We start from the raw sequence: 26,186 nt of genomic DNA, 5'->3' as shown, positions 1-26,186 counted from the left end.
AATAATTCCTCCTATTTAACAGGACGCTATAAACTCCTGGGCTAAATTCTTATAGCTAATCGCTCCAATTCCATCCGGGTCATAAAAATTAATAGGCTTTCCAAATGAAGGAGCTTCACCCAATTTGATATTTCTGGGGATCATAGTCTTATAGACCTTTTCTTTAAAAAAGTCTCGAACATCAGCTGCAACCTGGTTGGAAAGATTGGTTCTTTTATCAAACATAGTCAATAATACTCCTTCCAGGTTTAAGTCCTTATTCAGATTTTCCTGAACAAGAGAGATGATTTTCATTAATTGAGTTAAACCTTCAAGAGCAAAATATTCAGTTTGAAGTGTTATGATTACACCATCAGATGCGCAGAGAGCATTCATAGTAAGAACACCCAGAGAAGGCGGACAATCAATAATAATATAATCATATCTGGAACGAATAGGTTCCAATACTTTACGAAGCCTGTATTCTTTTTCTTCAAGATGAATAAGATCTATTTCCGCACCGCTTAAATTAATATTGGAAGGAATTATCCAGAGGTTCTCAATACCGCTTTTTAAGATAACATCAGTAGGACTAAGTTCTCCGATTAAAAGTTCATAGGTGGTATTATGTATTTCGTTTATATTCAAACCAAGTCCGGAACCTGCATTACCCTGAGGATCAATGTCTACTAAAAGAATTTTCTTTCCCATTCCTGCAAGATAAGAGGATAGGTTAATTGATGTCGTAGTTTTTCCAACACCTCCCTTCTGGTTGCTGACTGAAAGTATTTTACTCATTTTTTTGCTTTATCTCCTTAGAAATCAATTTCCAATTTCTCGGAAAACCATAATTTGCTTCTTTTCTCTTTTTCAAGAATTTAACTGTCCGCTTCCCTAAAAAATTTAGTTCATTTAGATCAAGAGATTTTTCACATACAAGACCTAGGTTATTTAACAGTTTTGATTCAATTTCGGAATCATTTTTTTTAGCACCTAAGAATGGAATAAAAAAACCTCCCTTTTTTAATAGTTTTACGCATACCTCTGCACTCCATGGATAGGGAATACTGGCTCTGGAAACAATTATATCAACTCCAGGTATTTTTAAATCTTCGATTCTACTGTAATAAAAACTTATCTCATTTATCTTAAAGTTCTGTTTAACGAATGTCTCAAGAAGAGAAAGTCGCTTCTTCTGCGAATCTACAAATATAATTTCAGGAGGCTGTTTTAAGCAGAAAAACAAAAAACCGGGCAAACCCGGGCCGGTGCCAAAATCAAGTATTACCGTTTCACGTGAAACGGTAATACTTTTAAAAATTTTATACACATGATATAAAGATTCAATTATATGCCTTTTTAAAATATGCTCTCTATCTGTTCTGGAAAAGAAACCTCCTTCTTCGTCCTTTTCTAATAAAAAAGAATAATACTGTTCCACTTTACTTAGTTCAAACAGATTCAAAATATCACGTCCATTTTCAGGAAATAATTCTAAAATCACTTCATTGAGCATTTCGATTCCTCTTTCATCTATAAAATTATTACTTCATTTCTTGAAAAGTTTCATTTTTTTATCACCCCTGTCTTCCGATAGTAATTCTAAACCTTATCCGGATTTCACTATGTTAAAGAAATTTTTATTAACTATATTCATTAATTTTTCCTTATGGTCCTATACTCCTGGTAAATGGTCCCATCTTGATTCTGTGATTATGAAAAAAACAGACGCTAAACCTAAAAAAGAAGTAGTGAAGAGTCCATCTGATAAAGTTTTATACTCTGCTGAATTTGAATATGATAAAGATGGAAATTTAATAAAAGAAAAATACCTAAATTCGACAGGAAAAGAGGATGGATATACCCGGTATTCCTACAGAGGAAAAATGGTCATTAAGGAAGAACTTTTTGGCTTAGATGGAAAAATAAAAGAAACAAGAATTTTTGAATATGATAAAAATGACAACCTGAAGAGACTCAGGTTGTTAGATAGTTCCGGGATAGATACTGTTCACTACAAAATCAAGGAAGTGATGAATAACGAACTTCAAAGTATTGAAGTTTTATGGTTGGGCTCAAAAGATATGGAATACTATAATGTTAAGAGATCCCCAGATTCTGAATTTAAATTTATTCAAGAAATCTCCCTTGAGAATCGAAAAACCATGGGGCAGGTTATTTATATGTATGATAAAAATAAAAAACTGATAAGCCGAATGAACTCAGTTAGTGATGACAGAAAACAAAACAATATAAAATATGATCAAGAGGGCAGGGTGCAAAGTTTTACGTTTCACGTGAAACGGGGTGGAAAATGGGAATTGTTAAAAACTCATGAAATTTTATATTAGGTAGAAAACGAGAATAAATTGAAACATAGCGGAAAACCAATTTTTGAAATAAATAACCCTGACATAGACGTATCAAAACTCATGCAGGAGATAGAAGAAAATTTAAAAGAAAGACGTGTAAATATAGATGATATTGAATTAATTCAAAACACACGTATAAGTACTGCTGAAGAAGAAAAGGCTTTTGACCCATCCTATACCGCATTTTTGTTTGAGAAAGGTGTAAATAAGAATGTCATTAAAGATAAAACAAATTGGTTTTTTTTCGGTCCTGTGAAATGGATAACCATAAAAACTGTTGAGATATTTTCTAAAATCGAACGAGTTCTTTCTATTAATCGAGTAAAAGCTTTTTATTTACTAATTAATGAACTTACCTTTCAAACAAACAGAATAAATTCTCTGGAAAAAAGAGTAGAACAGTTGTTAACTGAGAATCTTGAGTTAAAAAAGAATTTATCTACTCAGCCAGAATTTTCACTATTTCTTAATCTAAATTCGGAAAATAATTTTGAGAGAAGAAGTCTCAATACTATACTACCCTTTTTCAACAAACAGGATCATATATTGTTACTACTTCCCGCATGGGGAGAAGTTATAGAGATATTTCGGAATAAAGGTTTATCCTACTCAGTTATAACTGACAATCTACGGCAGTATAACTATATAAAGAAAAATATAGATCCTGCTGTAAAATATGTAGAGGATATATTTGATCTTGGTGGTTTGGAAAATTTTAATAAAGTTTTCCTAGCTCTTAATCTATGTTTCCTTCCTTCCTGGTATATAAATCGATTATTGAATGCTTTATATGAAAAAATTTCTTCGGGTACTAAAGTATTCTTTCGATTTCAAAACGAACCTAGTTCTAATCCTGGCCCCTTTTCAGAAAAGCTGATGATTGAAATTGAGATGGATTCACTGATTCCTTATCTCAGAAATATCGGGTTTATAAATATTTTACACCAGAATATACCCGAAAATGAATACGACATAATTTCTTTTTATAAACCCTGATATGCAAGTTTTTCAGTATGTTACTGACTATAGCAAGAAGGATGGAATAGGGAGTGATATTTCCGGTTTTCACTCAGTCCTAACTTCCAACAATATTTCATCTAAAATTTTTTGCTTACATTCCCACGTAACCAATAAAATCGTATTTTCCTTAAAACACTTAAGAGAGTTTCGATTCTATAATTCAGATATACATATTATTCACTACGGTGGATACGGTCTTCCTCTACATGAAATTCTTAATCTTCCCGGTAAAAAAGTTTTACGATTCCATAATATAACACCTTCCAGGTTTTTTGATGTTAATAAAAATGTTCATATCTCCGCTCAATTTGCTCTGAGTGAAGTTAAGGCATACCTGGAACTAAGAAAATTCCGTGAATTTTTCTCTGCCTTCCTGTTTCCTTCAAACTATAACTACTATAGCTTTCAATATAATGTTGGAGAAATAAATCGAAAAAAATCTTTAATAATTCCTATTGTTAGAAGATACAATCAGGAAGAAATTTTTGAATATAAAAAACTTTCCTATAGGCTCGGGTTTGTTGGAAGGTTCGCACCAAATAAAAAAATAGAAGATATTTTACGCCTTTTATATTTTTTAAAAAAGAGATCTTCTGAATATTCTCTTCATCTTTTAGGAACAAAACCTCCAGTCTTTTCATCTTACTATAATTACCTGAATTCATTCGCTAAAAGTCTGAGTTTACAAAAATCTCTTCATATAAAGCTTAATGTTTCTGAAGAATCACTTGATGAAAATTTGAAAAATTTTGATGTTTATGTTTCCATGAGTGAGCATGAAGGATTTGGCATTCCTATTTTAGAAGCTTTTTCCAGACGGATTCCTACTTTTGCATTTGCAAATGCAGCTATACCGGAAATAATGAGAAACGCCGGAGTTCTATTCTATGCAAAAGACTTCAATTATCTGGCAGAACTTATTCATACTATAAATTTACAGGAGGTTTTAAAAAAAAGAATCATTACCACACAGGACAAAGTAATTGATCACTATAACTCAATTGATTTCGATGGATCTATTCTAAAACTTTTAAACTTTCTATAATGAAAATAAAGAGAATTCATCAATTTTCAACCGGCTTTCACCATGGTGATGCAATCAGTAATGAAATGCTTATGATCCAGAAGGTTTTAAAAAGTAAAGGAATTGAAGGTGAAATTTTTGCAGAAAATTTAGGTTTAAGCGAAACCAGAAAAGTAAAGAAGTTTAATACATATACATCCAGATCAGAGGAAATGATCATCTATCATCATTCCATACATTCCTCGGTTCTTAGTTTTATACTCAAGCAAAATGTTCCTAAAATACTAATTTACCATAATGTCACCCCTCACATTTACTTTCAGCCTTATGATTTAAAAATGACCTTTTTTTTGAAGCAGGGGAGAGAGGATCTAAAGTATATAAAAGACGAATTTCTTTTTTGTTTTGCTGATTCAGAATATAACCGCTCTGAACTTATAGACTTGGGTTATTCGGATGTTACAGTGCTTCCTATTATATACGATTTTTCTAAACTTACAAAGCGCAAAGTCCCTAAGGAAAACAGAATTAAGCAAATTTTATTTGTTGGAAGAATAGCACCTAACAAAAAGCAGGATGACTTAATTCGTTTTGCCAGTATATACAACAAATATTTCTCAAAAGATTTTATTGTTAATCTTGTTGGACATTGTTCACCGGAGATGCAACTCTACCAGAACGGGCTAAAAGGCCTATTGAGGGAACTAAATATATCTGATAAGGTTTTCTTTTCCAGCTTTGTCACAGATGAGCAGGTCAATCGTTATTATCAGGAAGCCGACTTATTTTTAAGTATGAGTGAACATGAAGGTTTTTGTGTTCCTCTTTTAGAATCTATGTTCCATGAAATTCCTATTATGGCCTATGATGCAGGTGCTGTAAAAGAGACACTTTCCGGTTCCGGGATATTGTTTTATGAGAAGAAATTTGAGATTATAGCTGAATTAGCTTATAAATTATTATATGATCCTGAATTTAGATTTCATATTACAAGCAAACAAAATACCAGATTACAAGAATTTAAGAGTATTAAACCCGAGGAATTATTTCTTAAAAAACTAAAGGACGAACGTTTCATTAATGAATAAAGGAACAATAGCACTTATCACTCCTCGTTTTCATGATAGACTTGCAGGAGGAGCAGAAAGGCTCAGTTATGAGTATGCAAGAATTCTTTCAAAGAACTATAATGTGGTTATTTTAACAACCTGTGCTACTGATTATATTACCTGGAAGAACGAATTACCCATTCCTGAAGCCTCCTTCGCTTTTGGAAGAATTTTACGGTTTCAAACATTAAAGGAACGTAATATTCTTCAATTTAATAAATTAGATAAAAATTTAAAAGAACAGCTTCCCTATATAAGCGAAGCAGATGAGAATTCATGGTTAAAAGAGCAGGGACCCTATGTACCAAGCCTAATCGAACATATTATAAAAAATGAAGAGAAATATGAAGTTTTCATTTTTTTTACCTATTTATATTATCCTACCGTTAGAGGTTTATCCCTGATAAGAGATAAATCGATCTGTGTTCCTGCTTTACACGATGAAACCCACGCTTACTTTCCTATGTTTAAGTCTTTATTTAAAAATGACTTAGTCTACGGATTTAATACGGAAGAAGAATACTCCTTATTCTCCAGGCTTTATAATTTTAAGCCTCAGAAATTTTCAATCATAGGAACAGGTCTCGACTTAAATAAAAAAAAAATTACTACAAATAGTTTTACATTTCCTTATGTATTGTATCTAGGACGTATTGATTCTTCAAAGGGAATATACGAGTTATGTAAGTTTTTTCTAAATTGGAAAACAAAGTATTCAAAAGAAGTAAAACTGTTAATCTGTGGTAGCGGAGATTTTCAGAATCCGAGTAGCGATCATATTGAGTTTTATGGATTTGTAGATGAAGAAAAAAAAGAAGAAATTTTAAATTCCTGTCTTTTCCTTATAAACCCATCCCGGCTAGAGAGTTTATCTTACGTTCTTCTTGAATCCTGGGCTCACAGTAAACCGGTTCTGGTAAACGCACTTTCTCCCGTTTTAAGAAATCAATGTAAGAAAAGTAAAGCAGGTCTTTTTTATGATTCGCAGGAAAACTTTAATAGATGTATGAATATTCTGTTAGAAGATGAAAAGCTCAGAATCAGTTTAGGTAGTAATGGTTATGAATATATTGTAAAAAACTACTCTGATTCTGCAATTGAAGAGAAACTGAACTATTTAATTCAAACGACGATAAGAAACTAAGCTTCCTCTCCGGAATCTTCTCCACCTTCTGCATCTTCTGCTTTTTCTTGAGGTTTATATTCAAGTTGTTTAATAATTCCATCAAGGCTTTGCATAGTATCCTCCTCAAGAATTATTTGATGGCAATTATTGCACTGTAATGCTGGCATTTGCTTCACCACTATGGTTTCTTTATCATCTACTTTGTAGGGTAAATCTGTATGAATACCTGACATTAAGCCTCCACATATATGACACTTCACTCGTTTTTTCCTTTTCTTAAGATTTTTTTCCCAGGTTTCTAAATTCGGGTAGTAGGCCGCAAGAATTCGAACATTATCTTCTTCTTCATCCATCGCGATGATAATATGGAACTTGTCCTGGTTATATTCAGAATAGACAATAAAACAGGGAAGAAAATTATCAGAAGGAAACTCTTCAATTATCTCATATCTTTTATAAGATAAAAGGATATATTCCTTACTAATGGACTTTCCTTTTAGTTTCATACCTATATGGTATGACCAATATACTCTACCTTTTGATATATAGAGCTGGATAGTTTTTAAAGCGTCTTCTTTACTTGTATATCTTGCCAGAGTAGCTCACCTGCTTTATAAGAATATTTTTGCTTGTAAGGATCTAAAGCTTTGATTTATTTGTTTTAATATAAATACAAAAACCTAGTAATATTTCAATAAATAATTAAGGTTATGACAATAGAACAGAAAGAAAATTCCCAAAAACAACAACTCAGTGTTTTACTTCCCGTACAGTCTTTATATAAAGCTGTAAATTGCCTTGATACCCTAAAAAGCATGTTCGGGAAGCAGTTAGAACTTATTTTTTTACATGTAGTGGATATTCGCTTAAAAGATAATTTTCAGCTTCTCGACTACGGAAAAGAAGAAGAGTTATTTCAGACACTCAAAAACAAGGCTGAAATAGCAATAAGAAACCTGATCCCGGAAGAATCCTCAAGTCAGGTGATGGTAGTCGAAGGTATTCCATTTCTGGAAATTGTAAAAATTGCAAGAGATCTAAATGTAGATTTAATTGTGATGAAACGAAATACAGATTCCAACGAGAAAAAAATTGAAAATCTACTCTTTGGTTCTACTACAGAAAGGGTAATCCGGGCTTCTTCTATTCCCGTGATTAGCCTTCCCTAATTTTATTAATCCGGCTCGAAAAATGCTAAATTTTCCGGGCCTTCGTGTATTACAATTTTTTTTATTTTGCCATTCTCTTTTTCTACTTCATGCTGCAAGTAGTAATAAAACCATCTCGCAATGTTTTCTGAAGTCGGGTTTATTCCTTTAAAATCAGGATGCTCGTTGATTAGCCTGTGGTCCATTGCTTCAGAAAGCTCTTTTAATTTCTTTTTTGCTGTAAGAAAATCAAAACAAATACCATCCGCTTTTATTCCTGATTTCCCGGATATATAGACTTCTATTTTCCAGGAATGTCCATGTATGGGCTCGTCACTTCCATCCGGGAAATAATTATAAAGATAATGGGAAGATTCAAATTTATCTTCTATTCGAATGTAAAATTTTCCTTGTAATTCTGAAAACATCTTTACCTGCAAATTGTTTTTTCTCTTGTAACAGAACAAATTTCATGTCCTTCCGGATCATAGGTCGTTCTATAAATTACCTTGCCTGCTTCATCAAAACTTTCTTTTACTTCTAAAGTTCCTGTATTATAATAGTGTAACCATTCTCCGGTACGCAAATCCTTATTAAATTTCCCTCTATACTCTAATTGCCCATTCCTGTAATATTTTTCCCAGGATCCCGTTTTATAACCAGCATCATAATAGCCCCGAATTTCCAATTTACCATCAAGATAATATTGTTCAAATTTTCCGTGTTCATTCCCTATTTTATCATAATCTCCCCAGTAGATACGCTTCCTGGCATGGTTATGCTCCTGCTGTATATATAACTCGCCATCGGGAAAATACCATTTCCATAAACCATCTTTATTGCCGTTTACCATTCGACCTTCAGAGCTTAAACGGTTCTCTTTCTGGTAAGTTTTGCAGTATCCGTGTAAAACTCCATTTTGATTAACTTCGCAATCCATATAAAGAAGTCCCTCTTTTGTCCACTGAGATAACTTACCATTTTCTATTTTTGTAAATAAGTTAATTCTTCTATCATATTTTGCACCAACAGGAACATTACCTGGTAATATATGATTGGCTTTTGCTTTACAGGAATAAAGTAAAGTAGTAAATAAGAAAAAGATAAAATACTTCAATTTTAATAACCTCAATTAGAATAAAAATAGGCAAACAACCTAAAGCAAGCTAAAAAGATAACGAATAGAAATAGAAGAAAAAGAAATAAATATAATCCAAAAACCATTAAATCTCTTTTTCGAAAACCAAGTTCTGCTTTTAAGACATTCAAGCTTATGGAAATACTAAATATGAAAAGTAAAAATGAAGCTATTATAAAAATAGGTGTGGGTGAGATTGATAGAATTGATGAAGATGCAAATGGAAGAAAGGAAATCCAAAACACTGAAAAATCAGCTTTCTTTTGGAAACGGTTCTCAATAAAAAGACTTAGAAGTGAGTTGAGAGTATACACAAAAAAAGGTAAGATTATATAAAGTAGGCTTACATAAATAAATGGCTTCCATACAAGTAAAATAGATTTTTTATCGAACAGTAACTTCCAATCGAATTGCGTATCTATCAAAACATATAGAAATCTCATACTTAAAGCAATTATTAGAAAAAATATAAAAATTTTAAATAAATTATAGTTTGAAACCTTATGCTGAATTTTCAGTCTATATGCCTCTCTTGGTTTATAAAAACTTAATGAGATTATTTCCTGTATTTCCTGTATATTCATTCCTTCCTCTTTTAAAAAATCAGATTTATTCCGAGTATATTGACAATTGTTGTAATGAAAAATGGTACCGAAGACACATCATCATGACGTATACTTTCTGCATACCATCTTCCCTCTTTTGCCAGTATCTTTATATCATTTGTAGTTTCACTCAAAGAAACATATGTCTTATCAGAATTGATTAATTCACCTAAAGTTCCCTTTCCCTTATTTAACTTACTGCTAATACTTTTTAAATTGGATACAGTTTTCCTGAGTTCCGGTTTATTTTCCCTGATAAGTCGAGCAGAACCGGCAAAAAAATCATCATAATATCTCATAGTCATGTTCAGATCCTTTTTTCTTGGGTTAGGAATATATGTATTCTCAATAAAATTATTCTGTCCTCCGGGATCTATATCTATACTTCTACCGGAGAAAGCAGTTGCTTTTTTAAATTCAACCGAATAATTCTTCCATAAACTTAGCGGTCTATCAAGAGCCAATGTTAGTTCAATAAGCTCTTCTTTTTCAGGTGAATAATTCGGTATATTCTTGAGATTTTTTCTGGATACTACTATTATGTCGTATACTTTTCCGGCAGTAATTCCTTTTATTGATACTTCCGTACCCTGCTTTAAGCCATCAATTCTATCAAAAACAATTTTAGCTCTATAAGGAAACCTGGTTTCATCATCAACCTGTTTAATAATTGTAAGATAAAAAGCCAGAGCAAGGGAGAAAAAGAATAAAATTCCAATAATGCTATATTTCATATAGTATATTACCTGAAAAATGAGAAAAAGTTTTGCAATCCATTCTGTGGTATTAAAATAGGTATTAAAAGTCCACGTGAATTTTTCATAAAACAAGAAATTAAAATAGTCTGCTTGAATCATCCGATTCATCAAAAACTATAAAATTCATTTTAAAAAAGGAACTTACACTATGTCATCCGGAAAATTACTTGAAGAAGCCAGAGCCAGTAAAAAGAAGCTTTTTTTAGAGTTTGGCGGGCAAGGAGCACCCTTCCTAAAAGAACTCACAAAACTGCATGAAGAAGAAGGATTAAAAAAGTATTTTGATACCTGTTTTCAGGCATTTTCTGATTTCGAGAAAAAACACAAAGGTAGTCCTCTCATTTCAGAAGGAATGGATTTGAAAGGATGGGTAAACGATAACTCCAAAGCTCCGGACGAAAATTATTTAATTAGGGGTAGTATATCCATTGCTTCTATTTTTGTAACCCATATGGCTGCATTTACGAATTTTCTCCAGAAAGGTTATCCGATGCCTGAACTAATAGAAAATACATTCGGAGCTACAGGTCACAGTCAGGGTGTGGCTGCTGCTGCTTTTGCCAGTTTAGGTAAAGATGGAGAAGAATACTATGAGGCGCTATATAAGTATACAACTTATATGCTGAATATGGGTTTTCACGGTCAGGCATCATATTCTCGTTTTACTATAGAAGACGAGTTTTTGAAAATCTCTGCTGAACTGGGAGATAAAAATCCGGCTCCAATGGTTGCCTGTATAGGATACACCCGAGATGAATTGGAGAGTCGAGTAAACTTTTTCAATGATCAAGAGAAAGCTTCCGGCAAAGATATGATCCATATCAGCCTTTATAATACTCCTAATTCGATGATTGTATCCGGATGGCCGGAAAGAGTCATTGCATTTAGAAAAAAGTATAAACCAGAAATGGACGAAAGAGGTTGTAAGTTTGTTTATCTTAAAACTACAGCACCCTATCACTGTCCCCTGACTTCTTCTTCTATTGAAGTATTCGACAAAGCACTCAAAGAAGATATGGATTTTCCTTTCACGCAGGCTGACTTAAAAGTTCCTGTATTCTCATTTGTCTCAGGAAAAGATTTGAGAACTGAAACTAAAAATTTGGGAAGCCTTCTATTCGATGAGGTGGTTGTGCAGAATCTTCATTGGGATCTTTCTCTTTCCGAAGTTGTTAAAAATTCGGAAAAGATCGAAGCGATTGTTGATTTCGGGCCAAGTCGGACTGTTGCCGGTTTAACCCAGGCTCAACTAGATGCTGCTCAAAAGCAAATACGAATCCTGTGTCTTTCAAATCCAAAAGATCTGAAAGCCATTTTTTAAGAAAAATATTAAAGGCTGCTCCTGCCATCCTTGAGCAGCCAATCCTTATAATATGAATTTACCTTCTCGCGTAAGGTCTTTTTTAAAAAAACTATTTAGAATCAATACATCCTCCTTTCTTATAAGTCGTCAAAAATTTAAAACCTCTTTGCGCTGTGAAAAACTGTTCTGGGAACAAAGTAAAAATAATCTTTCGAATGCACATTATTTAGAATTATTACAATATAAAGATCTCATCCAATTAAATCGTAAACTTTATCCTGATGCAATAGAACTTAAAAGTTATAAAAGTAACTACTCTTTTACGAAAACCCTCGAGGCTTTAAAGAATAGAAAACCCACTTTTAATACACATTTTCAAGTTGAAGATTTAAATTCAAAAACAGATTTACTTGTTCCATCAGAAAAAGAAAATTTTTGGAATATTATAGAAATTAAGTTTTCCCCTAATATCAAACAATTAGATTATTACGATATTGCCTTTCAGAAATATGTAATAGAGCTTTCTGGTTTTAAAATTGATACCTGCATTATTAAAACGATTAATCCAAATTATCTGTTTGTTGATAATAATATAGAACCTGAACAATTTTACAAAAATACCGATGTAACTAAGCGAATTGAGGGAATTTTCCAAAGTATACCCGGTAAATTAGAAAGATTAAAAGCGATTTATAAATCAACAAAATCTCCTCAAAATAGAGGCTGCAAAAATCCGACCAAGTGTATCTATCCGAATGTTTGCTGGGATAATTTACAGGATAGCGACATTTTTCAACTCCGAGAAGGAAAGGATTTATCTTATGATCTTTATACAAATCAAGGAATACATTACATTACTGATATACCTCAGGATGTAGAATTAAGTGATATACAGAAACTTCAGTTCGAAGCACATAAGACAAAATCTCCTTACATCAATCATGAGATGATTGCTCAGTTTATAGAAAAGATAAAATTTCCTGTATACTTTTTAGACTTTGAAACCATAAACCCCCCTCTTCCTATATTTATTAATAGCAAACCTTTTCAACACGTTCCTTTTCAATATTCCTTGCATATCCTTCAAAGTCCTGATAGCGAGCCAGTTCATCACCAGTATATTTGCGAGATGGACAACAATAACCCAAGGATAGAAATATTAGATAATTTAAGAAAATTAATTTACCCGGAAGGAACTATTTTATGCTTTAACGATGCTTTTGAGAAAAAATGTTTGAAAGAAGCAGTAGCCTTTCATAAAGAATTTGAACCCTGGTATAAAAGTATTTTACCCATGTTTTTGGATCTTGCTATTCCTTTTAAATATTTTTATTATTATCATCCGGAACAAAAAGGAAAAGCATCTTTGAAAGCTATTCTACCGGTAATGACCGATGAGTCTTATAAAAATTTAAAAATCCAGGATGGCCATGGAGCCAATCAAGAATATTTAAGAATTAGATCAGGAAAATCTTCATTTTTGGAAACGGAAAAAGTAAAAAAAAGATTACTACTATATTGTAAAATGGATACCTATGCACTATTTTTAGTAATGAGAGAATTAAGAAAGTTATGCTTAAAAACAAAAGAAGATTAAAATATTATCTTTTAATAATAGCGTTAATCACCTCGGAAGCAGCGTAAATTCCAAAAATTGCCGGCATGTAAGATATAGTACCGGCTGAACTTTTCTTGTATTTTTCTCCAACAATCTGAATACTTTCTTTAGGTACCGGTTCCGGTGAAAAAACTACCCGTAAACCTTTATAAATCCGATTTTCTTTCTTTAATTTTTTCCGTATTCTTTGAGCTAACTTGCATTGATAAGATCGGGAAATATCTGCAACTCTTACCTTCGAAGGATCTAACTTACCCCCGGCTCCCATAGAACTGATAATTGGAATTTTCTTTTCAATACAATAGCGGATTAACTCTAACTTAGGAGCAATCGTATCTATAGCATCAATAACATAATCATATTTCTTTTCTAAAAATAATCCATAAATTATATTCGGCTCAAGGAAAACGCCATAACGTTCAATCTTAACTTCCGGATTGATATCCTGTAACCTTTCAGCCAGAACTTCAGCTTTTCCTCGATCCAAATTACTATTTAGTGATGGTATCTGCCTGTTTAAATTACTCGGAACAAATTTATCTCCATCCACTATAGTTAAATAAGTTATTCCTGCACGACAGAGCATTTCAGCAGCAACGGCCCCTACCCCTCCCAGACCAACGACAAGTACATGAGAATTCTTTAACTTTTCTAATTTTTCATTTCCCAGTAAAAGCTTTGTTCTTTCTGTCCACACATCATAATTCATAACGAAATACCTTCTTGAAATTTTTTTCTATCTGTAATTCTAGTGTATCTTGGGGAATTTGTAAACTACCGGATGCTTTTTTATAAATATCTATAATTGATACTTTATCTTCATCTGTCTCAAAAAATATGCTATCAAGAGGAAGCTCAGAAAAATACTGTAAAATTTTTACTTTTTCTTTCAAGAGTGCACTTCCAAAGCTTAGTAATATTCCTTTTTTAATAGCTTCTTTTGCGATCTCTTTTCCTGCTGTGAATCCATGAAGAATCCAGGGGTTTTTAGGTTTTAGATTTTTTTTTAAATAAAACAATTCAGGAAATGCCCTGACGCAGTGAAGTATTAGAGGTATGGAAAATTCTTCAGATAATTTAATTTGCTCTTTCAAGGCATTTATTTGAATTTCTAGATCGGGACCTTTCAAGCGATCCAGTCCTGCTTCACCAACAGCCAGACAATTCTTATGTTGTATGAAGTTCCTAAGCTCGAATAATGAGTGGGACAAGTTTTCTTCTTTAATCTTCCAGGGATGCAGGCCAATAGAAAATGAGTTTATATCAGGGATAATATCTTGGGATATATCGATACTCATAATTTGAAAACACTCGGAATTTTTATATTGATGTGTATGAATATCTATTAGCATATTAGAAAAATCTATGATTTTTCTTCTGTTTGTTGTAAGTCTTTTTCTTTTTGTTTTTCTTTTATTTTCAAGTTTTTGATTTCTTTCTCGAGCTTTTCATAAGGATCGTCTTCTTTGGTTTTTGCATCTGTTACAACTATATCGGGGTTGGTTGTACTTTTTTCAAGAAATGATTTGAGTTTCCGGGCTTTCAAGACAGTGAGCTTTTCGGCTTCATTTAAAAATCCTACAGTAAGTTTTTCTATGGTTTGCCTAAGAAAATTCATAATTCCGGTTTTTCTCTCATGCCAATCTTTATCTATTGGATATAGAAGTATATCCATATCTCTGCTGTGTTTGGCTCCAAGAGGAATAATTCTAAAACTTTTCTTCTGTAAGATTTTTAAGAAGTCTTTATTGTCAACTTCTGGAAACATAGCTTTTATAGCCCCGATATGAGGAACACTCTTTTCTACAAAATAAATATGATCAAGCTTTTCCAGAACTGATGTGATTATCATATTTTCCATCTCATCTGCAAGACGTTGTTTCTTTTCATCCTCTTGTTTTTGCTTGATATCTTGCATCCTATGTTCATTTTCTCTTGCCAGGTATTCCTGTTCTTCTTTTAAAATCTCTTTGGCCTTTTTAAAGAAAATATCTTGAAAAATTCTAAACGGCATAAGATAGAGGCCTTTATAATACCAGGGAACTGTATGAATATAAACTTTTCTTAATAATGCACCGTAATCACTAATGAAAAAGTCATCATCTAAAACCTTTCTTAAAAGATTTTCATTTTCATCTATAATGGAGCGAACAGCCAGAGCTTTCCAAAATTCTTTACTGGATAAATCCAACATGTTTCCTATTATCTTTTTAATTACAGCCGGTTCTCTCCCTATAAAAAAGTGCACCCTCGTCTCCGGAAGTTCCCAGCGTGTATAAAAAAGATCATTATCAATTACTAAATCTCTCCATAAATCTGCCGGATAAGTATTCGCTTCTTCCTGTGTAATAATCCGAACCAGATTTTCCCATCTTTCAGTAACACGATTCAGGGTTGATTTGAACTCTGATTTCAGGTGTAGAGTAGTTTGTTTCCAACTATCAAGGTATTCTTTCTCCATATGACTTTCAAGGCCAAGGATTGTCTCTATAGCCAGAGAACCCGGATATGTCTTAGCGCCCTTCTCACCCCTGAGATTAATATTCTTAACTTCTGTAGCCTTTTTTACATGAAAACGGGTAGTGGCAGGTTTTCTTTCTGCTGAAATATCATAAGCTATTTCTTCATAAGATATTTTGTTAAGTCGATGAACCAGTTTCACATTCTCCTTCAAAGAAGGTAATAACTTCTTCTCTAAAAAATCTGTTGATGCTTGATAACAATTACCCAGTTCCTTTGCTTTTATCAATAATAGACCATGACCCTGAAGATTAACCGCTCTTTTCTCACGAAGAAGATATTCTGTAACCTCTTTAGAGAGAAATTCCTGCATTTCTCTCTGAACTTTTACTTTGGTATCTGTAGAAATAAGCATTTTTCTGAGATCAACTGCATAATGAAAAAAATCCTGGTTTACATGGGTATTTTTTGAATTGAATTGCTCATCTAACTCCTTTTCAAATTGTTCATACTTCTTTTCCGGACGATTATCTAACCAGTTTTTTATTGCAAGGCAGGAATTATTTAATACCCTCTCAAAAATGGCTTCAATATTACCACCCTTGTCCGGATGTGGCTGGCTTGCAAAATAAGAAATAATCTGAACCCTATTCAAATCAAGATCATATTCAAAACCCATTAAATGGGCAATCATCTTGTCATCGATTAAGCGGTTTAAAAAAACTACCAGATCCTCCGGTAAGACTTTAATGCTTTCGAGATGATGCTTCTTCAGAGAAAAAAGAGAGCCTTTTCCAGCATTGACCGTAGTAGATTGTTTCTCGATGTATTTAAACAAATCCTGCATATAGCGATTTGTCATATTTACACCCATCATGAGGGCATCTTTTTCCCTGTACACTTCTAAAAATGGATAAGGGGAGGAAGACTTATTCTCTTTTTCTTCTTTTGTTAAATTCATTTTACTACCTGAACTCAAGAATATTGTACCACACCCGGCTATAAACCGAAAATAGCTCAATTCATGCCCATATAATTGTAAGCTTTTAATCGCTTGGATTATATGTATATAAAAATTTTTGTTAAATGTAGTCTGAAAAATAGATGTTATTCTTTTAGTGCGTGTAATAAAAAAAATGAAAAGTAATATGAGACATAAATTTCTAAAATCTATTTTTTTATTCCGAAAACAAACTTGACTCTCAAAACTCAATAGCAAGTAATTATACTATAAAGAATAGAGAAATCTGATGGAAGAAAAAAAGAGTTGGTACGCTGTTTATACAAAGCCGAGGGCTGAAAAAAAGCTAAAAGATTCCCTGGATAAAAAAGGCATTCAAACTTTTCTACCCATTCTAAAGCAAAAAAAAAAATGGTCAGATCGAACTAAGTATGTTGAAACCCCAGTTTTTCCTTCATACGTTTTTGTGAAAATAAACTTTGAAAAAGAAGCTCTGGATATATCCAGAGAACCAAATTCCGTAAGTTTTGTTTTTTTTAACGGTAAACCAGCAGAGATTACAGAAAGCGAAATCGAAATTTTACGGATTTTCGTCAATGAATACCCGGATAAATTAAAAGTTCAAGAAAGTGATTTCTTACAAAAAGGTAGAGAGGTTGAAATCATCTCCGGACCGTTTGCCGGACGAAAGGCCATTGTAATAGAAGTGAAAAAAATGCTTTATGTAGTGCTTCATATAAAAGCTATAAACCGTATTTTAAAAGTAGAAGTGCCAAAAGAAGTTATTAAAATTCCAAATTTATTATGATGAAAACTGTATTCTTTTTATTTTCTCTAATAATTCCTCTTTTTGAATGGGCTTACTAATGTAATCATTCATACCGGATAACAGGTACTGCTCTTTGTCTCCTGTCATTGCATTAGCTGTCATTGCAATTATTACCGGCTTATCATTTGATTGGCTTAAATTTCGTATATGTGAAGTGGCTTCTATACCATCCATTTCCGGCATTTGAATATCCATAAGAATTAAATCATATTCCTTCTCCTTAAATAATCTAATTGCGTCTTCACCATTCAAGGCTACGTCGGCGTTAAGCTTGGCTTTTTGTAGTATCCTGAGTGCCAATAAGCGATTAATTTCATTATCTTCAGCTAATAGTATTTTTATCTCCGGTATTTGCTGTTTATCGAAAAAATCCTGAGGAGTTTCAATTGGTTTTATGTAAGTTGTTTTTCCTGCTATTATTGAAAATGAAAATTCACTTCCTTCCCCAAGAACACTATTTACCCATATCTTACCTCCCATCAGTTCAGAAAGACGCTTAGATATAGCCAGACCTAACCCTGTTCCTCCATACTTTCTACTAATAGATGAATCTGCCTGAGAAAAAGATTGAAACAATTTTTCTAAATTATTTTTAGAAATTCCTATACCTGTATCTTTTACTGTATAGGTAATTTCTACATTTTCATTATGCATTTCCTTACTTGATATATTTACTTTTATTTGTCCCTCATTGGTAAATTTTATTGCATTGCCAATTAAATTAATAAGTATTTGTCTGGTCCTAATCACATCACCGGCAACATACTGAGGGATATTGTTCAATATTTCATATTCTAATAAAATTCCTTTTTCCCTTGCTCTTAATGTAAATATTTTTATAGAATCAAGTATACAAGAAACAGGTGAAAAAGGTTTATATTCAAATTCCAATTTACCTGACTCTATTTTAGAATAATCCAATATATCATTAATAACGGTTAACAAACTTTCACTACTGATATTGATTGCCTGTATATATTCTCTCTGCTCATCATTCAACTTTAAATCATTAAGAAGTTTTGACATACCAATAATTCCGTTAAGCGGGGTTCTTATCTCATGGCTCATCATAGCCAGAAATTCGCTTTTCGCTTTATTTGCATAATCTGCCTGTTCCTTTGCTTCTTTTAATTCTTTTTCAATTCTTTTCCTTTCAGTAATATCCTCTTTTACTGCAATAAAATTAACTACCTCCCCCTTAGAATTTTTTATAGAGGTAATAGAAGCAAGCTCCCAATATAAATCTCCATTTTTTTTTCTATTATAAAACTCACCATGCCATATTTTTCCTGACAATATAGTATTCCATAATTCTTCATAATGTGATTTATCGAATAATCTGGCGGATAAGAAATTTGGATTCTTTCCTTCAATCTCTTTTATTTGATAACCCGTAACTTCGGTAAACTTCGGATTTACATATATTATTTTTCCTTTACTATCAGTGAGCATAATCATTGCAGGGCTAAGTTCAGTGAGTTGTGATAATATTTTTAACTGTTCCTCAGTCTTCTTTCTGTCAGTAATATCAAGAGCCGATAAGCACAACCTTCGAATTCCTTCAATATCACTTGTTACCGGGATTATAGACATTTCTAACCATAATTCGCTTTCTTCCATGCGAAATTTTCTTTCATGCTTTATAAGTTTTCCTTGCAGTGTGCTATAGAAAAGCTCTTTAAATATCTCTACTTCTTCCGGATCGGAAAGTATGTTTAAATAATTAATTCCTTTCACAAGTTTTCTCTTTGTAATGGAATAAAACAAATCCACAGCAAGTTCATTATATTTAAGTATTACCATATTTGAATCCATTAATATAAGAGCTTGTAATTGATTATCAATAATTGCTTTTAAATTAGCCTCAGATTCTTTTAGTTCTTCCGTTCTAATGCCAACCTGCCGTTCTAAATTTTCATATAGATAAGCATTTTCAAGAGAAATAGAGATTTGTCCTGAAAGAAACTTCAAAATTTCTACATTGTTTTTGGAAAACGCTCCCGGAGTTAAGTTATTTTCCAAATATAAAATCCCATTCAACTCCCCCCTGATTACAAGGGGAATACATAACACCGATAGAGGTTTTTTTGTTTGAACATAATAATCAGATAAATAAATTTGTTCTTTTTGTATATTATCATATATTAATGTAATTTTCTTACGAATAACATATTTAACAACTGACAAACTTAATAAATCACCGGAATTATTCAAAGACATAGAATTTAAAGCGGAAATTTTCTTTTCTCTAATATCACAGAATACCTCTATATACCATTCTTGATTTCTGCTTAGAATTATATATGCCTTCTCTGCACCTGCGTTTTCAATAATCAAATTAGCAATTGCTTTTAAAAGTTTATCTAAACGAATTTCTTGAGCTAAGATGGAAGAAGATTTTATTATTGTTTCAAGAGCTACATTTGTAGTATTAATAATATTTGATTCTGAAGATATAATACTGGGTTGAGAAATTGATATGTTTTTTTTAAGTATGCTTGGCGAATTTATAAATACTTCAGATAATTCCAGTTTAAGTCTGTATGCAACTCGATATGCTTGCCATTTATTGTAGATATTATAAGCTGTATTTATATAATATTCATATAAATGTTTGATTTTTAAATCCTTATAAAATAAACCCGCTAATTCATAAGCTATAGCTTCATCACCCATAAATCTGTTATTCGATGCTGACTGGATCGAATAATCATATAATTCCTTTGCTTTACTATTCTCTCCTTGTAATCTATAAACTTCTGCTTCTACAAGGTAGTGCATATGCAAATAATTTTCAGGACAATTTTCTGACCATAACAGAAGAAGGTTTCTGTACTCCTCAATTTTATTAATTTCATCTGTAACTAAATTCGGATTTCTAATTTTTTTAGTGTAAGTTAAACAATACATGAAAATAAATGCTTGTAAGGGATGATGTCCTCCTATATCAAAAATAAATTCTTTTCCTTTTTCACAATAATTTATAGCTTTTGATAAATCATTAAATAAGAAACACAACAGTATCTTTGAATAGTAATATATAGCAAGAGCCAGAGAGTTTTTATTTTTATAATGAAAAGGGAGCATTAGGTCTTCATCATAAAACTCTCCTTTTATATTTAAGGGCATATCCGTTGTTTGATTCAAATTCCATATGGCCTGATAAAGACAGGAGGTATACTGATAAGAAACAATTTGCTTATAACTGGATATATTTGATAAATAATATTTAAATTCTTTTAAAACTATTTTTATGTTTATGCCTGAGAAAAACAGTAAGCGAAGGTAGTTCGTAATAGAATAACAGGCAAATTCAAGATCACCCACCTCTAATCCCAGGGTATAAGCTCTTTTTAATTCGGGTAAAAATGTATAAATTTGCTCTTTCCAAAGAGCAACATATGAATAAAAATTATTAAGTACAAAAGGCTCATATACCTTTGTATTATTCCTGGCGAGCAATTGTAATGATAAAAGCCCATAACGGTATCCATTAGTATAATCTTTAAGAACTGGACTACAAAAAATCAGAGCCAAATTAACAAATGCAACGGCAGTTTCATTTGCTATCCCATAGCGAATGCTTAATTCTACTCCCTTGCAACTTATAATAGGAAACAAGGCAGGATTTGCAAAATAACTCAAAGGTATCAGTCGGTTTAGAATTCTGAGACTGGCAAGAGCTACAGGTTCTTGCATCTCAGGAAGTTTTAGTATATCCTCAGAAGAATATGCACTCAAGGTAGAGCGAATATCTGTTATATGTGATGTAAGGATCATTTTATCAGGACTTGATGGTAAATCCATCCCTAATTCAGAAAGTATTTTTAATCCCAATAAGGTTCCTTCTGAAGACTGATTTTGTGAGGAGTAACTTTGAAGAATAATTTCATACATGCCTATTTTTTCATATAAGGGCAAGTTTTTCTTTAATGCTAAAGAAGTATAGGTTGCAACAAACTCGTAATCTCCGCTAAAAAAGGCTGCATTGCAGGCATTCATATATAAAGATAAACTTAAATCATAATCTTCTTCCCAACTTTCCACAGGTAAAAGTTGTAAACCAAACATAAAATAATGATAAGCTAATTGATAAGCACCTGAATGCTTAGCTTTTAGCCCGGCTTCGTTATTTAAACCTGCAAGTTGTAGAATCTTATGTCTATCTGCAATGACAGGTATTGCACGATTCAGATGATCTACTATTTCAAAGAGTATTTGTTCTTCATTAAATTCTTCATGACTTAAATAGTATAATCCTATTTGTAAATTAATCTGATTCTTTTTTTCCTCAGAAAGATTAGATTGAATAATTTCATAAATTTTATCATGTGTGAATTTAAATTTTATATTTAATGTATAACTTTGAAATATCTCAAAGTTATAACTATCTTCAAGGGATATTATAAAATTGTTATTAATTGCTTCTTCAATATAAACAATTACTTTTTCTTTGTCTTCGGAGAGTAAATCCAGTAATACTTTTATGCTAAAGCGGTTCCCGATACTTGACGCGTACTCCAAAAAATTTAAAGTTCCAGAATCTATTTTTTGTAAATTAGCATATAATAACTGAAGAACATTTTCTGTAATACCTTCTTTTTTTATTAAATGTATTTCCCAATCCCAGAAAGGAGCATGAGTCTTATTTTCAGAGTAATGCAAATATATTAAAGATTTTTTATATAATGAATTAATAAATTCTTTAATAAAAAAAGGATTCCCATTTGTTTTATTTAATGTAATTTCAGTCAGTTCATTTAAATCTTTTTTTGTCCGTTTAAAAGTGTCTTTTAAAATCATCAATAAATCATTATGGTTCAACCTGTCTAAGTTAATTATAAAAGGATTTAATTCCATTTCAAAGTATTTTTCCGAAATGGAATTATGAATTTTTATATTATCTTGAGTATTTCTGCAGGTAGCAAGAATTAAAATGTAAGAGATCTCAGGATCATTTAAAAGATTTTTCAAAAGATTGATAGAGGGGATATCAGCCCATTGCAAATCATCAAAAAATAAAATTAAATTATTTTGTTCATTGCAAATAGATTGAATAAATTTCTTAAAAACCAGAGCAAAACGATTCATTGTTTCCTGATAATTCAATTCAGGAACTTCGGGTTGTTCTCCAATTATAGCGTATAATGAAGGTATAATGTCTAAAATTATTTGTGCATTAACGCCTAAATTATCTAATATTCTTTTTTTCCAAATAACGATATCCTCTTCTCCAAGTAATATTTTATCTATTACTTGATTTAAAGCTCTTATAAAACCAGAATAAGGGATATTCATCGTTGAGAGTTCATATTTTCCATATGCATAAAATATTTTATGTCTTACAAAATTATTTAGCTGTGCATAAAATTCATTAACTAAAGCCGTTTTTCCAATCCCGGATTCACCGGTAATTAAGCTGAAACGTTTCTTACCCTTCGTCATATTCTTGTACAATTCATGAAGTTCACGAAGTTCTCGCTCTCTACCAAATAACTTTTGAGAAATGTTTAATTCTGTAGAATAATCAAAATCACCTGCTTTAAGTGAAACTTCAACTGAATCAATTTCTAATAGTTCTATACATTTATTCAAATCATATAAAAGACCGCGGCAGGATTGGTAACGATCTTCCGGAATTTTAGCTAAAAGTTTCATAATAATTGAAGATATATAAAAAACTATTGAGTATTCTTTTGTATCCTCTGCTATTTTAGCTGATTCAGATAAAACGTCAAATGGAGAGAGAGGAAGTCGGGCCAATTGAGCGTGAATAAGTTCTCCGGGTTCTTCATAAGGAAAAGGTAAAGTTCCTGTGAATAATTCATATAGGGTGATTCCAAGAGAATAAAGATCCGAACGGTAATCAACATTTCGATTCATTCTTCCGGTTAATTCAGGAGATATATATTCCAGGGTTCCCTGCATAACACCTCTTTCCCTTTCACCTGTTTCTGATTGCAAATTATATCGACAGGAAAATCCAAAGTCAATGATGCAAATCGAAAATAAATTAGAAGATGGGTTTATTATAATATTATTTGGATTTATATCTCTATGAATAATCTTTAATTCATGTAAGTATCCGAGTGATTCAACAATTTGAATTGAAATTTGCAAAAAATCTCGAATGGAAAGAATATTAGAATTATCTTTAATAAAAGCTTTCAAGCTCATACCGGAGATATATTCTAAAACAAGTACTTGAAGATAATTAAATTCAAAAGTGTTATAGGCTTTCCTTATCCCGGGAAAATTCAACTTATAACATAAATTATATTCATTTAAAAGTTGATTAACTTTTAGTTCAGAATAATCAGTGGCTTTGGGGATCTTAATAACCACATCTCTATCATTTACCTCATCCCTACCCTTATATAAGAGCGAATTCATACTTTCAAAAAGCAAAATTAATTGGGAATATTCTCCGATAGATTGCATACGTTCTATTCTTATTATATCTCTAAAAAAATAAACCTTTTTTCAAGGAAAAGAAGTGTTAAAAAAACTACAAAGTATTAAAAACTTACGCCCGCTGAAAAAAATATGCGCTTATACTCCTTCGAGCGGGACTTATCTTCTAAAAAATATCCATATGACTCAGAATTTTTAATGAACGCAGTAGTATAACTGAGTAGTAGGAATGAGAGACTATTTCTAGGGAGAGAGGAATATAATGAAAAAATAAACTCTCCACCTTTTCCCAGCTCTGAAAACCCATAATTCAGTAAGAATGCAACTGAAAAATAAGAAAGAAGCTTATACCGGTATTCAATATGACTTATTTGCATACCGGCATTTGTATAAGTAGAATTCCGATAAGTATTCAAATCGGTAAAAACAGCCGGATTGTCCATATTGATATTTTGCATTAATAAAAAAGAAGCTCTACCCCCGAAAATAGAAGGATCAGCCAGTATAGGTGAATAAGCATTGTCCCTTCTTCCCACTCTTTCTTCTCTATCCTTACTGCTGCGCAAAAAACCAAATTTTAAAGGAAGCTGAGACATTATTAATTGTGCGTATATTAGACCGGCAACTGTTCCTTTTTTATTTACAGGCTCAGTGGCCTTTTCTCGGTAATCTTTAAAACCTGATATATAAAAGAGGCCTGCTTGAAGTTTAAAAATACTTAATATATCTTTAGTGAATATTTCTCCTCCTGCATATCGAAAATATGCCTTTGGTGAAAATTCTCTTTCTTCTTCAAAAAAAGTCTTTTTTTTGGCGATAAGAAGTTTTTCATTATTTTCATAGTAGAATATTCTGAAATTGTAAATATTCGGAATATACAAAAAATTTAAACTTCCTCCTTTTAAAATTCCGTATTCAGGTTCTTGCTTAATATGCAATTCTTCTTTTCTATTATACTGTATACCTGTAAGACTAATCAAGGGACTGAATTCTCCCACTCGCCACTTAAATTCTACAAAATTCGCTTTTCCTGCAAACATAAGACCGAAGGAGTCAAGTCTTTGAAATCCCCGTCCGGTTTCTAAAATAAAATTTGGTGCATTTTTTATTTTAAACCCAAATATTGCTTCTAAATCTTTTAATTTTTCTATGTTCTTTTGTCTGTGATAATCTTCTTTATAAATAGAAATTGGAGAGAGTAATAGATAGGTTTCTATATCTTCTTTTTCTAAAGCAATAGCCAGTTCAAGATTTCCCTGTCCTCTCATTCCATATTTTTCGGCTTCATCTCTTCGTCTATCTCCCCCCTTCTGACTAAAAAAAGCTCCGCCAGTCTGGAAACTATGAATAAATTGAAAACCATCGTTTTCCTTATCAGAAGAGCTAATTGAACTTTTCAAAGAATCAAGCCTTGTTCTTCCCATATCCGTTTTGCCGTAACCTGTATGATATAAGCGAGAATCAAAAGAATTATAGGAATAGCTCCAGGAATAAAGACCTCCGAAAACAGGAAATAGAAAAATAAAAGCCAAGATTTGCTGCTTGACGTATAACATAATGTGAATCCTTATAATAAGCAATCTGGAGAATCGGTTTATGAAAAGAAAAAAACTATTTTTATTGTGCACAATATTTCTTACCCTGTTTATCACCAACTGCAGTTCGATTGATGTAGCGGTAAGTAGCAATAAGGGCAGAGTAGCCTCTATGAAGAAAATTGCCATTTTGCCTTTTGAATCAGAGGATGCCAAGTTAGAGAAAGACTTTACCGACGCTCTCGTGCTAAACTTCATGCAAACGGGAAAAGTTGAAATTTTAGAACGGGACAGACAATATATCGATAAGATTTTACAGGAACAAAAATTTGCTCGTTCAGGTCTTATTGATCAACAAACAGCCGCTGAAATGGGCAAGTTTTTAGGAGTCGACGCTGTAGTTCTCGGAAGAATAAAGCCCTTAAGTCTAGCTCCGGAACCTGCCAGCACCGAGAACAAGAAAAAGGAAGAAGAATCAAAAGAACCCAGAGTTGTGGCCGGAAAACTGGATAGCTTTCTTTTAAAAATTATCAATGTAGAATCCGGAACCATACTCATAAATGCTATGAAGAAGGAAGGAATCGAATGGAGTTTCCCTCTGATATTAAAAAGGGTATTTGGCTTTGGGTACTTTTGGACAACTAGAGATATTCAACTCGAAAGTTCAGATATCAATTACCTGGCCGACAGAGTGGTAAATAAAATAGATTCAGAAATGAATAAAATCTTAAAAGAACAGTCGGGTAAGTAAACTTGAAAAGAACTTGCATTTTCCCTAAAATACCAT

At 32.1% G+C, this 26,186-nt stretch carries 22 protein-coding genes; 11 read left to right on the top strand and 11 right to left on the bottom strand.

Annotation, left to right across the window (positions count from 1 at the left end; genetic code table 11):
* Positions 1 to 15: 15 nt before the first annotated feature.
* Entirely contained in the window at positions 16 to 777 is a 762-nt protein-coding gene (locus H7A25_02660; GenBank protein ID MCP5498779.1) for a ParA family protein, read from the bottom strand.
* Complete coding sequence (locus H7A25_02655; protein MCP5498778.1) at positions 770 to 1,495, bottom strand: class I SAM-dependent methyltransferase; 726 nt, start codon at positions 1,493 to 1,495, stop codon at positions 770 to 772. Before H7A25_02655 ends, H7A25_02660 begins: the two co-directional genes overlap by 8 nt.
* Before the next feature lie 109 nt (positions 1,496 to 1,604).
* Here H7A25_02655 and H7A25_02650 point away from each other — a divergent pair, with 109 nt between their 5' ends.
* From H7A25_02650 to H7A25_02630, 5 genes are read left to right on the top strand one after another with little or no spacing between them, the layout of a single operon-like run.
* Positions 1,605 to 2,330: a hypothetical protein gene (locus tag H7A25_02650; GenBank protein ID MCP5498777.1), complete on the top strand. Its 726-nt coding sequence runs from the start codon at positions 1,605 to 1,607 to the stop codon at positions 2,328 to 2,330.
* Between the two features lie 18 nt (positions 2,331 to 2,348).
* Entirely contained in the window at positions 2,349 to 3,347 is a 999-nt protein-coding gene (locus H7A25_02645) for a hypothetical protein (GenBank protein MCP5498776.1), read from the top strand.
* A 1-nt stretch (position 3,348) separates the two neighbouring features.
* Positions 3,349 to 4,416: a glycosyltransferase gene (locus H7A25_02640; protein ID MCP5498775.1), complete on the top strand. Its 1,068-nt coding sequence runs from the start codon at positions 3,349 to 3,351 to the stop codon at positions 4,414 to 4,416.
* Positions 4,416 to 5,483 (top strand): glycosyltransferase family 4 protein, encoded by a 1,068-nt coding sequence (locus H7A25_02635; GenBank protein ID MCP5498774.1) that lies wholly within the window; start codon positions 4,416 to 4,418, stop codon positions 5,481 to 5,483. Before H7A25_02640 ends, H7A25_02635 begins: the two co-directional genes overlap by 1 nt.
* Positions 5,476 to 6,648, top strand: a complete 1,173-nt coding sequence (locus H7A25_02630; protein MCP5498773.1) for a glycosyltransferase family 4 protein — start codon at positions 5,476 to 5,478, stop codon at positions 6,646 to 6,648. The genes H7A25_02635 and H7A25_02630 overlap by 8 nt, the downstream gene beginning before the upstream one ends.
* Here H7A25_02630 and H7A25_02625 read toward each other — a convergent pair.
* Positions 6,645 to 7,136, bottom strand: a complete 492-nt coding sequence (locus tag H7A25_02625; protein MCP5498772.1) for a YgiT-type zinc finger protein — start codon at positions 7,134 to 7,136, stop codon at positions 6,645 to 6,647. The two genes, H7A25_02630 and H7A25_02625, sit on opposite strands and share 4 nt — an antisense overlap.
* A 204-nt stretch (positions 7,137 to 7,340) precedes the next feature.
* Between H7A25_02625 and H7A25_02620 the strand changes: the two genes are divergently transcribed.
* Positions 7,341 to 7,799 carry a universal stress protein gene (locus tag H7A25_02620; GenBank protein ID MCP5498771.1) on the top strand — a complete coding sequence of 153 codons (459 nt, stop codon included), beginning with the start codon at positions 7,341 to 7,343 and terminating at the stop codon, positions 7,797 to 7,799.
* 5 nt (positions 7,800 to 7,804) lie between these two features.
* Here the strand turns inward: H7A25_02620 and H7A25_02615 are convergent, their stop codons facing one another.
* A complete protein-coding gene (locus H7A25_02615; GenBank protein MCP5498770.1) occupies positions 7,805 to 8,206 on the bottom strand; it encodes a 6-carboxytetrahydropterin synthase in 402 nt (133 codons plus the stop codon).
* A 2-nt stretch (positions 8,207 to 8,208) separates the two neighbouring features.
* Positions 8,209 to 8,895 carry a hypothetical protein gene (locus H7A25_02610; GenBank protein MCP5498769.1) on the bottom strand — a complete coding sequence of 229 codons (687 nt, stop codon included), beginning with the start codon at positions 8,893 to 8,895 and terminating at the stop codon, positions 8,209 to 8,211.
* 171 nt (positions 8,896 to 9,066) lie between these two features.
* Between H7A25_02610 and H7A25_02605 the strand changes: the two genes are divergently transcribed.
* The gene (locus H7A25_02605) at positions 9,067 to 9,252 is read left to right on the top strand and encodes a hypothetical protein (protein ID MCP5498768.1); all 186 of its coding nucleotides are present in this window, start codon (positions 9,067 to 9,069) and stop codon (positions 9,250 to 9,252) included.
* A 259-nt stretch (positions 9,253 to 9,511) separates the two neighbouring features.
* On the opposite strand, the gene H7A25_02600 is transcribed toward H7A25_02605, so the two are convergent.
* The gene (locus H7A25_02600) at positions 9,512 to 10,255 is read right to left on the bottom strand and encodes an MCE family protein (protein MCP5498767.1); all 744 of its coding nucleotides are present in this window, start codon (positions 10,253 to 10,255) and stop codon (positions 9,512 to 9,514) included.
* Between the two features lie 172 nt (positions 10,256 to 10,427).
* On the opposite strand from H7A25_02600, the gene H7A25_02595 reads away from it, so the two are divergent.
* Together H7A25_02595 and H7A25_02590 are read left to right on the top strand one after the other, a co-directional pair.
* Positions 10,428 to 11,600 (top strand): ACP S-malonyltransferase, encoded by a 1,173-nt coding sequence (locus tag H7A25_02595; protein ID MCP5498766.1) that lies wholly within the window; start codon positions 10,428 to 10,430, stop codon positions 11,598 to 11,600.
* 52 nt (positions 11,601 to 11,652) lie between these two features.
* Positions 11,653 to 13,179, top strand: a complete 1,527-nt coding sequence (locus tag H7A25_02590; GenBank protein ID MCP5498765.1) for a DUF2779 domain-containing protein — start codon at positions 11,653 to 11,655, stop codon at positions 13,177 to 13,179.
* Between the two features lie 4 nt (positions 13,180 to 13,183).
* Here the strand turns inward: H7A25_02590 and H7A25_02585 are convergent, their stop codons facing one another.
* The 3 genes from H7A25_02585 to H7A25_02575 all read right to left on the bottom strand — a co-directional run bounded on the left by H7A25_02585 (position 13,184) and on the right by H7A25_02575 (position 16,621).
* Positions 13,184 to 13,909, bottom strand: coding sequence for a tRNA threonylcarbamoyladenosine dehydratase (locus H7A25_02585; GenBank protein MCP5498764.1), 726 nt, complete (start codon positions 13,907 to 13,909; stop codon positions 13,184 to 13,186).
* Positions 13,899 to 14,498: a TatD family hydrolase gene (locus H7A25_02580; protein ID MCP5498763.1), complete on the bottom strand. Its 600-nt coding sequence runs from the start codon at positions 14,496 to 14,498 to the stop codon at positions 13,899 to 13,901. The genes H7A25_02585 and H7A25_02580 overlap by 11 nt, the downstream gene beginning before the upstream one ends.
* A gap of 65 nt (positions 14,499 to 14,563) precedes the next feature.
* Complete coding sequence (locus H7A25_02575) at positions 14,564 to 16,621, bottom strand: hypothetical protein (protein ID MCP5498762.1); 2,058 nt, start codon at positions 16,619 to 16,621, stop codon at positions 14,564 to 14,566.
* A gap of 289 nt (positions 16,622 to 16,910) precedes the next feature.
* Here H7A25_02575 and H7A25_02570 point away from each other — a divergent pair, with 289 nt between their 5' ends.
* The gene (locus H7A25_02570) at positions 16,911 to 17,429 is read left to right on the top strand and encodes a UpxY family transcription antiterminator (GenBank protein MCP5498761.1); all 519 of its coding nucleotides are present in this window, start codon (positions 16,911 to 16,913) and stop codon (positions 17,427 to 17,429) included.
* Here the strand turns inward: H7A25_02570 and H7A25_02565 are convergent.
* Both H7A25_02565 and H7A25_02560 read right to left on the bottom strand, forming a co-directional pair.
* Positions 17,424 to 23,891: a PAS domain S-box protein gene (locus H7A25_02565; GenBank protein ID MCP5498760.1), complete on the bottom strand. Its 6,468-nt coding sequence runs from the start codon at positions 23,889 to 23,891 to the stop codon at positions 17,424 to 17,426. The two genes, H7A25_02570 and H7A25_02565, sit on opposite strands and share 6 nt — an antisense overlap.
* Before the next feature lie 77 nt (positions 23,892 to 23,968).
* The gene (locus H7A25_02560) at positions 23,969 to 25,420 is read right to left on the bottom strand and encodes a hypothetical protein (protein ID MCP5498759.1); all 1,452 of its coding nucleotides are present in this window, start codon (positions 25,418 to 25,420) and stop codon (positions 23,969 to 23,971) included.
* 40 nt (positions 25,421 to 25,460) lie between these two features.
* On the opposite strand from H7A25_02560, the gene H7A25_02555 reads away from it, so the two are divergent.
* Positions 25,461 to 26,150 (top strand): hypothetical protein, encoded by a 690-nt coding sequence (locus H7A25_02555; protein MCP5498758.1) that lies wholly within the window; start codon positions 25,461 to 25,463, stop codon positions 26,148 to 26,150.
* Positions 26,151 to 26,186 lie beyond the last annotated feature (36 nt).

The sequence above is a fragment of the Leptospiraceae bacterium genome, assembly GCA_024233835.1.
In the GTDB taxonomy this organism is placed as follows: Bacteria; Spirochaetota; Leptospiria; order Leptospirales; family Leptospiraceae; genus JACKPC01.
The sequence above is the reverse complement of the archived record's forward strand: the minus strand, read 5'-3'. Positions and strand labels throughout refer to the sequence as shown.

What these genes read in the sequence shown, in the direction of transcription:
- H7A25_02615 (MCP5498770.1), bottom strand. Translation starts at nt 8,206, where the DNA reads ATGTTTTCAGAATTACAAGGAAAATTTTACATTCGAATAGAAGATAAA.
- H7A25_02655 (MCP5498778.1), bottom strand. Translation starts at nt 1,495, where the DNA reads ATGCTCAATGAAGTGATTTTAGAATTATTTCCTGAAAATGGACGTGAT.
- H7A25_02580 (MCP5498763.1), bottom strand. Translation starts at nt 14,498, where the DNA reads ATGAGTATCGATATATCCCAAGATATTATCCCTGATATAAACTCATTT.
- H7A25_02595 (MCP5498766.1), top strand. Translation starts at nt 10,428, where the DNA reads ATGTCATCCGGAAAATTACTTGAAGAAGCCAGAGCCAGTAAAAAGAAG.
- H7A25_02590 (MCP5498765.1), top strand. Translation starts at nt 11,653, where the DNA reads ATGAATTTACCTTCTCGCGTAAGGTCTTTTTTAAAAAAACTATTTAGA.
- H7A25_02575 (MCP5498762.1), bottom strand. Translation starts at nt 16,621, where the DNA reads ATGAATTTAACAAAAGAAGAAAAAGAGAATAAGTCTTCCTCCCCTTAT.
- H7A25_02635 (MCP5498774.1), top strand. Translation starts at nt 4,416, where the DNA reads ATGAAAATAAAGAGAATTCATCAATTTTCAACCGGCTTTCACCATGGT.
- H7A25_02630 (MCP5498773.1), top strand. Translation starts at nt 5,476, where the DNA reads ATGAATAAAGGAACAATAGCACTTATCACTCCTCGTTTTCATGATAGA.
- H7A25_02565 (MCP5498760.1), bottom strand. Translation starts at nt 23,891, where the DNA reads ATGCAATCTATCGGAGAATATTCCCAATTAATTTTGCTTTTTGAAAGT.
- H7A25_02620 (MCP5498771.1), top strand. Translation starts at nt 7,341, where the DNA reads ATGACAATAGAACAGAAAGAAAATTCCCAAAAACAACAACTCAGTGTT.
- H7A25_02570 (MCP5498761.1), top strand. Translation starts at nt 16,911, where the DNA reads ATGGAAGAAAAAAAGAGTTGGTACGCTGTTTATACAAAGCCGAGGGCT.
- H7A25_02560 (MCP5498759.1), bottom strand. Translation starts at nt 25,420, where the DNA reads ATGTTATACGTCAAGCAGCAAATCTTGGCTTTTATTTTTCTATTTCCT.
- H7A25_02555 (MCP5498758.1), top strand. Translation starts at nt 25,461, where the DNA reads ATGAAAAGAAAAAAACTATTTTTATTGTGCACAATATTTCTTACCCTG.
- H7A25_02600 (MCP5498767.1), bottom strand. Translation starts at nt 10,255, where the DNA reads ATGAAATATAGCATTATTGGAATTTTATTCTTTTTCTCCCTTGCTCTG.
- H7A25_02585 (MCP5498764.1), bottom strand. Translation starts at nt 13,909, where the DNA reads ATGAATTATGATGTGTGGACAGAAAGAACAAAGCTTTTACTGGGAAAT.
- H7A25_02625 (MCP5498772.1), bottom strand. Translation starts at nt 7,136, where the DNA reads ATGAAACTAAAAGGAAAGTCCATTAGTAAGGAATATATCCTTTTATCT.
- H7A25_02660 (MCP5498779.1), bottom strand. Translation starts at nt 777, where the DNA reads ATGAGTAAAATACTTTCAGTCAGCAACCAGAAGGGAGGTGTTGGAAAA.
- H7A25_02640 (MCP5498775.1), top strand. Translation starts at nt 3,349, where the DNA reads ATGCAAGTTTTTCAGTATGTTACTGACTATAGCAAGAAGGATGGAATA.
- H7A25_02650 (MCP5498777.1), top strand. Translation starts at nt 1,605, where the DNA reads ATGTTAAAGAAATTTTTATTAACTATATTCATTAATTTTTCCTTATGG.
- H7A25_02605 (MCP5498768.1), top strand. Translation starts at nt 9,067, where the DNA reads ATGAAAAGTAAAAATGAAGCTATTATAAAAATAGGTGTGGGTGAGATT.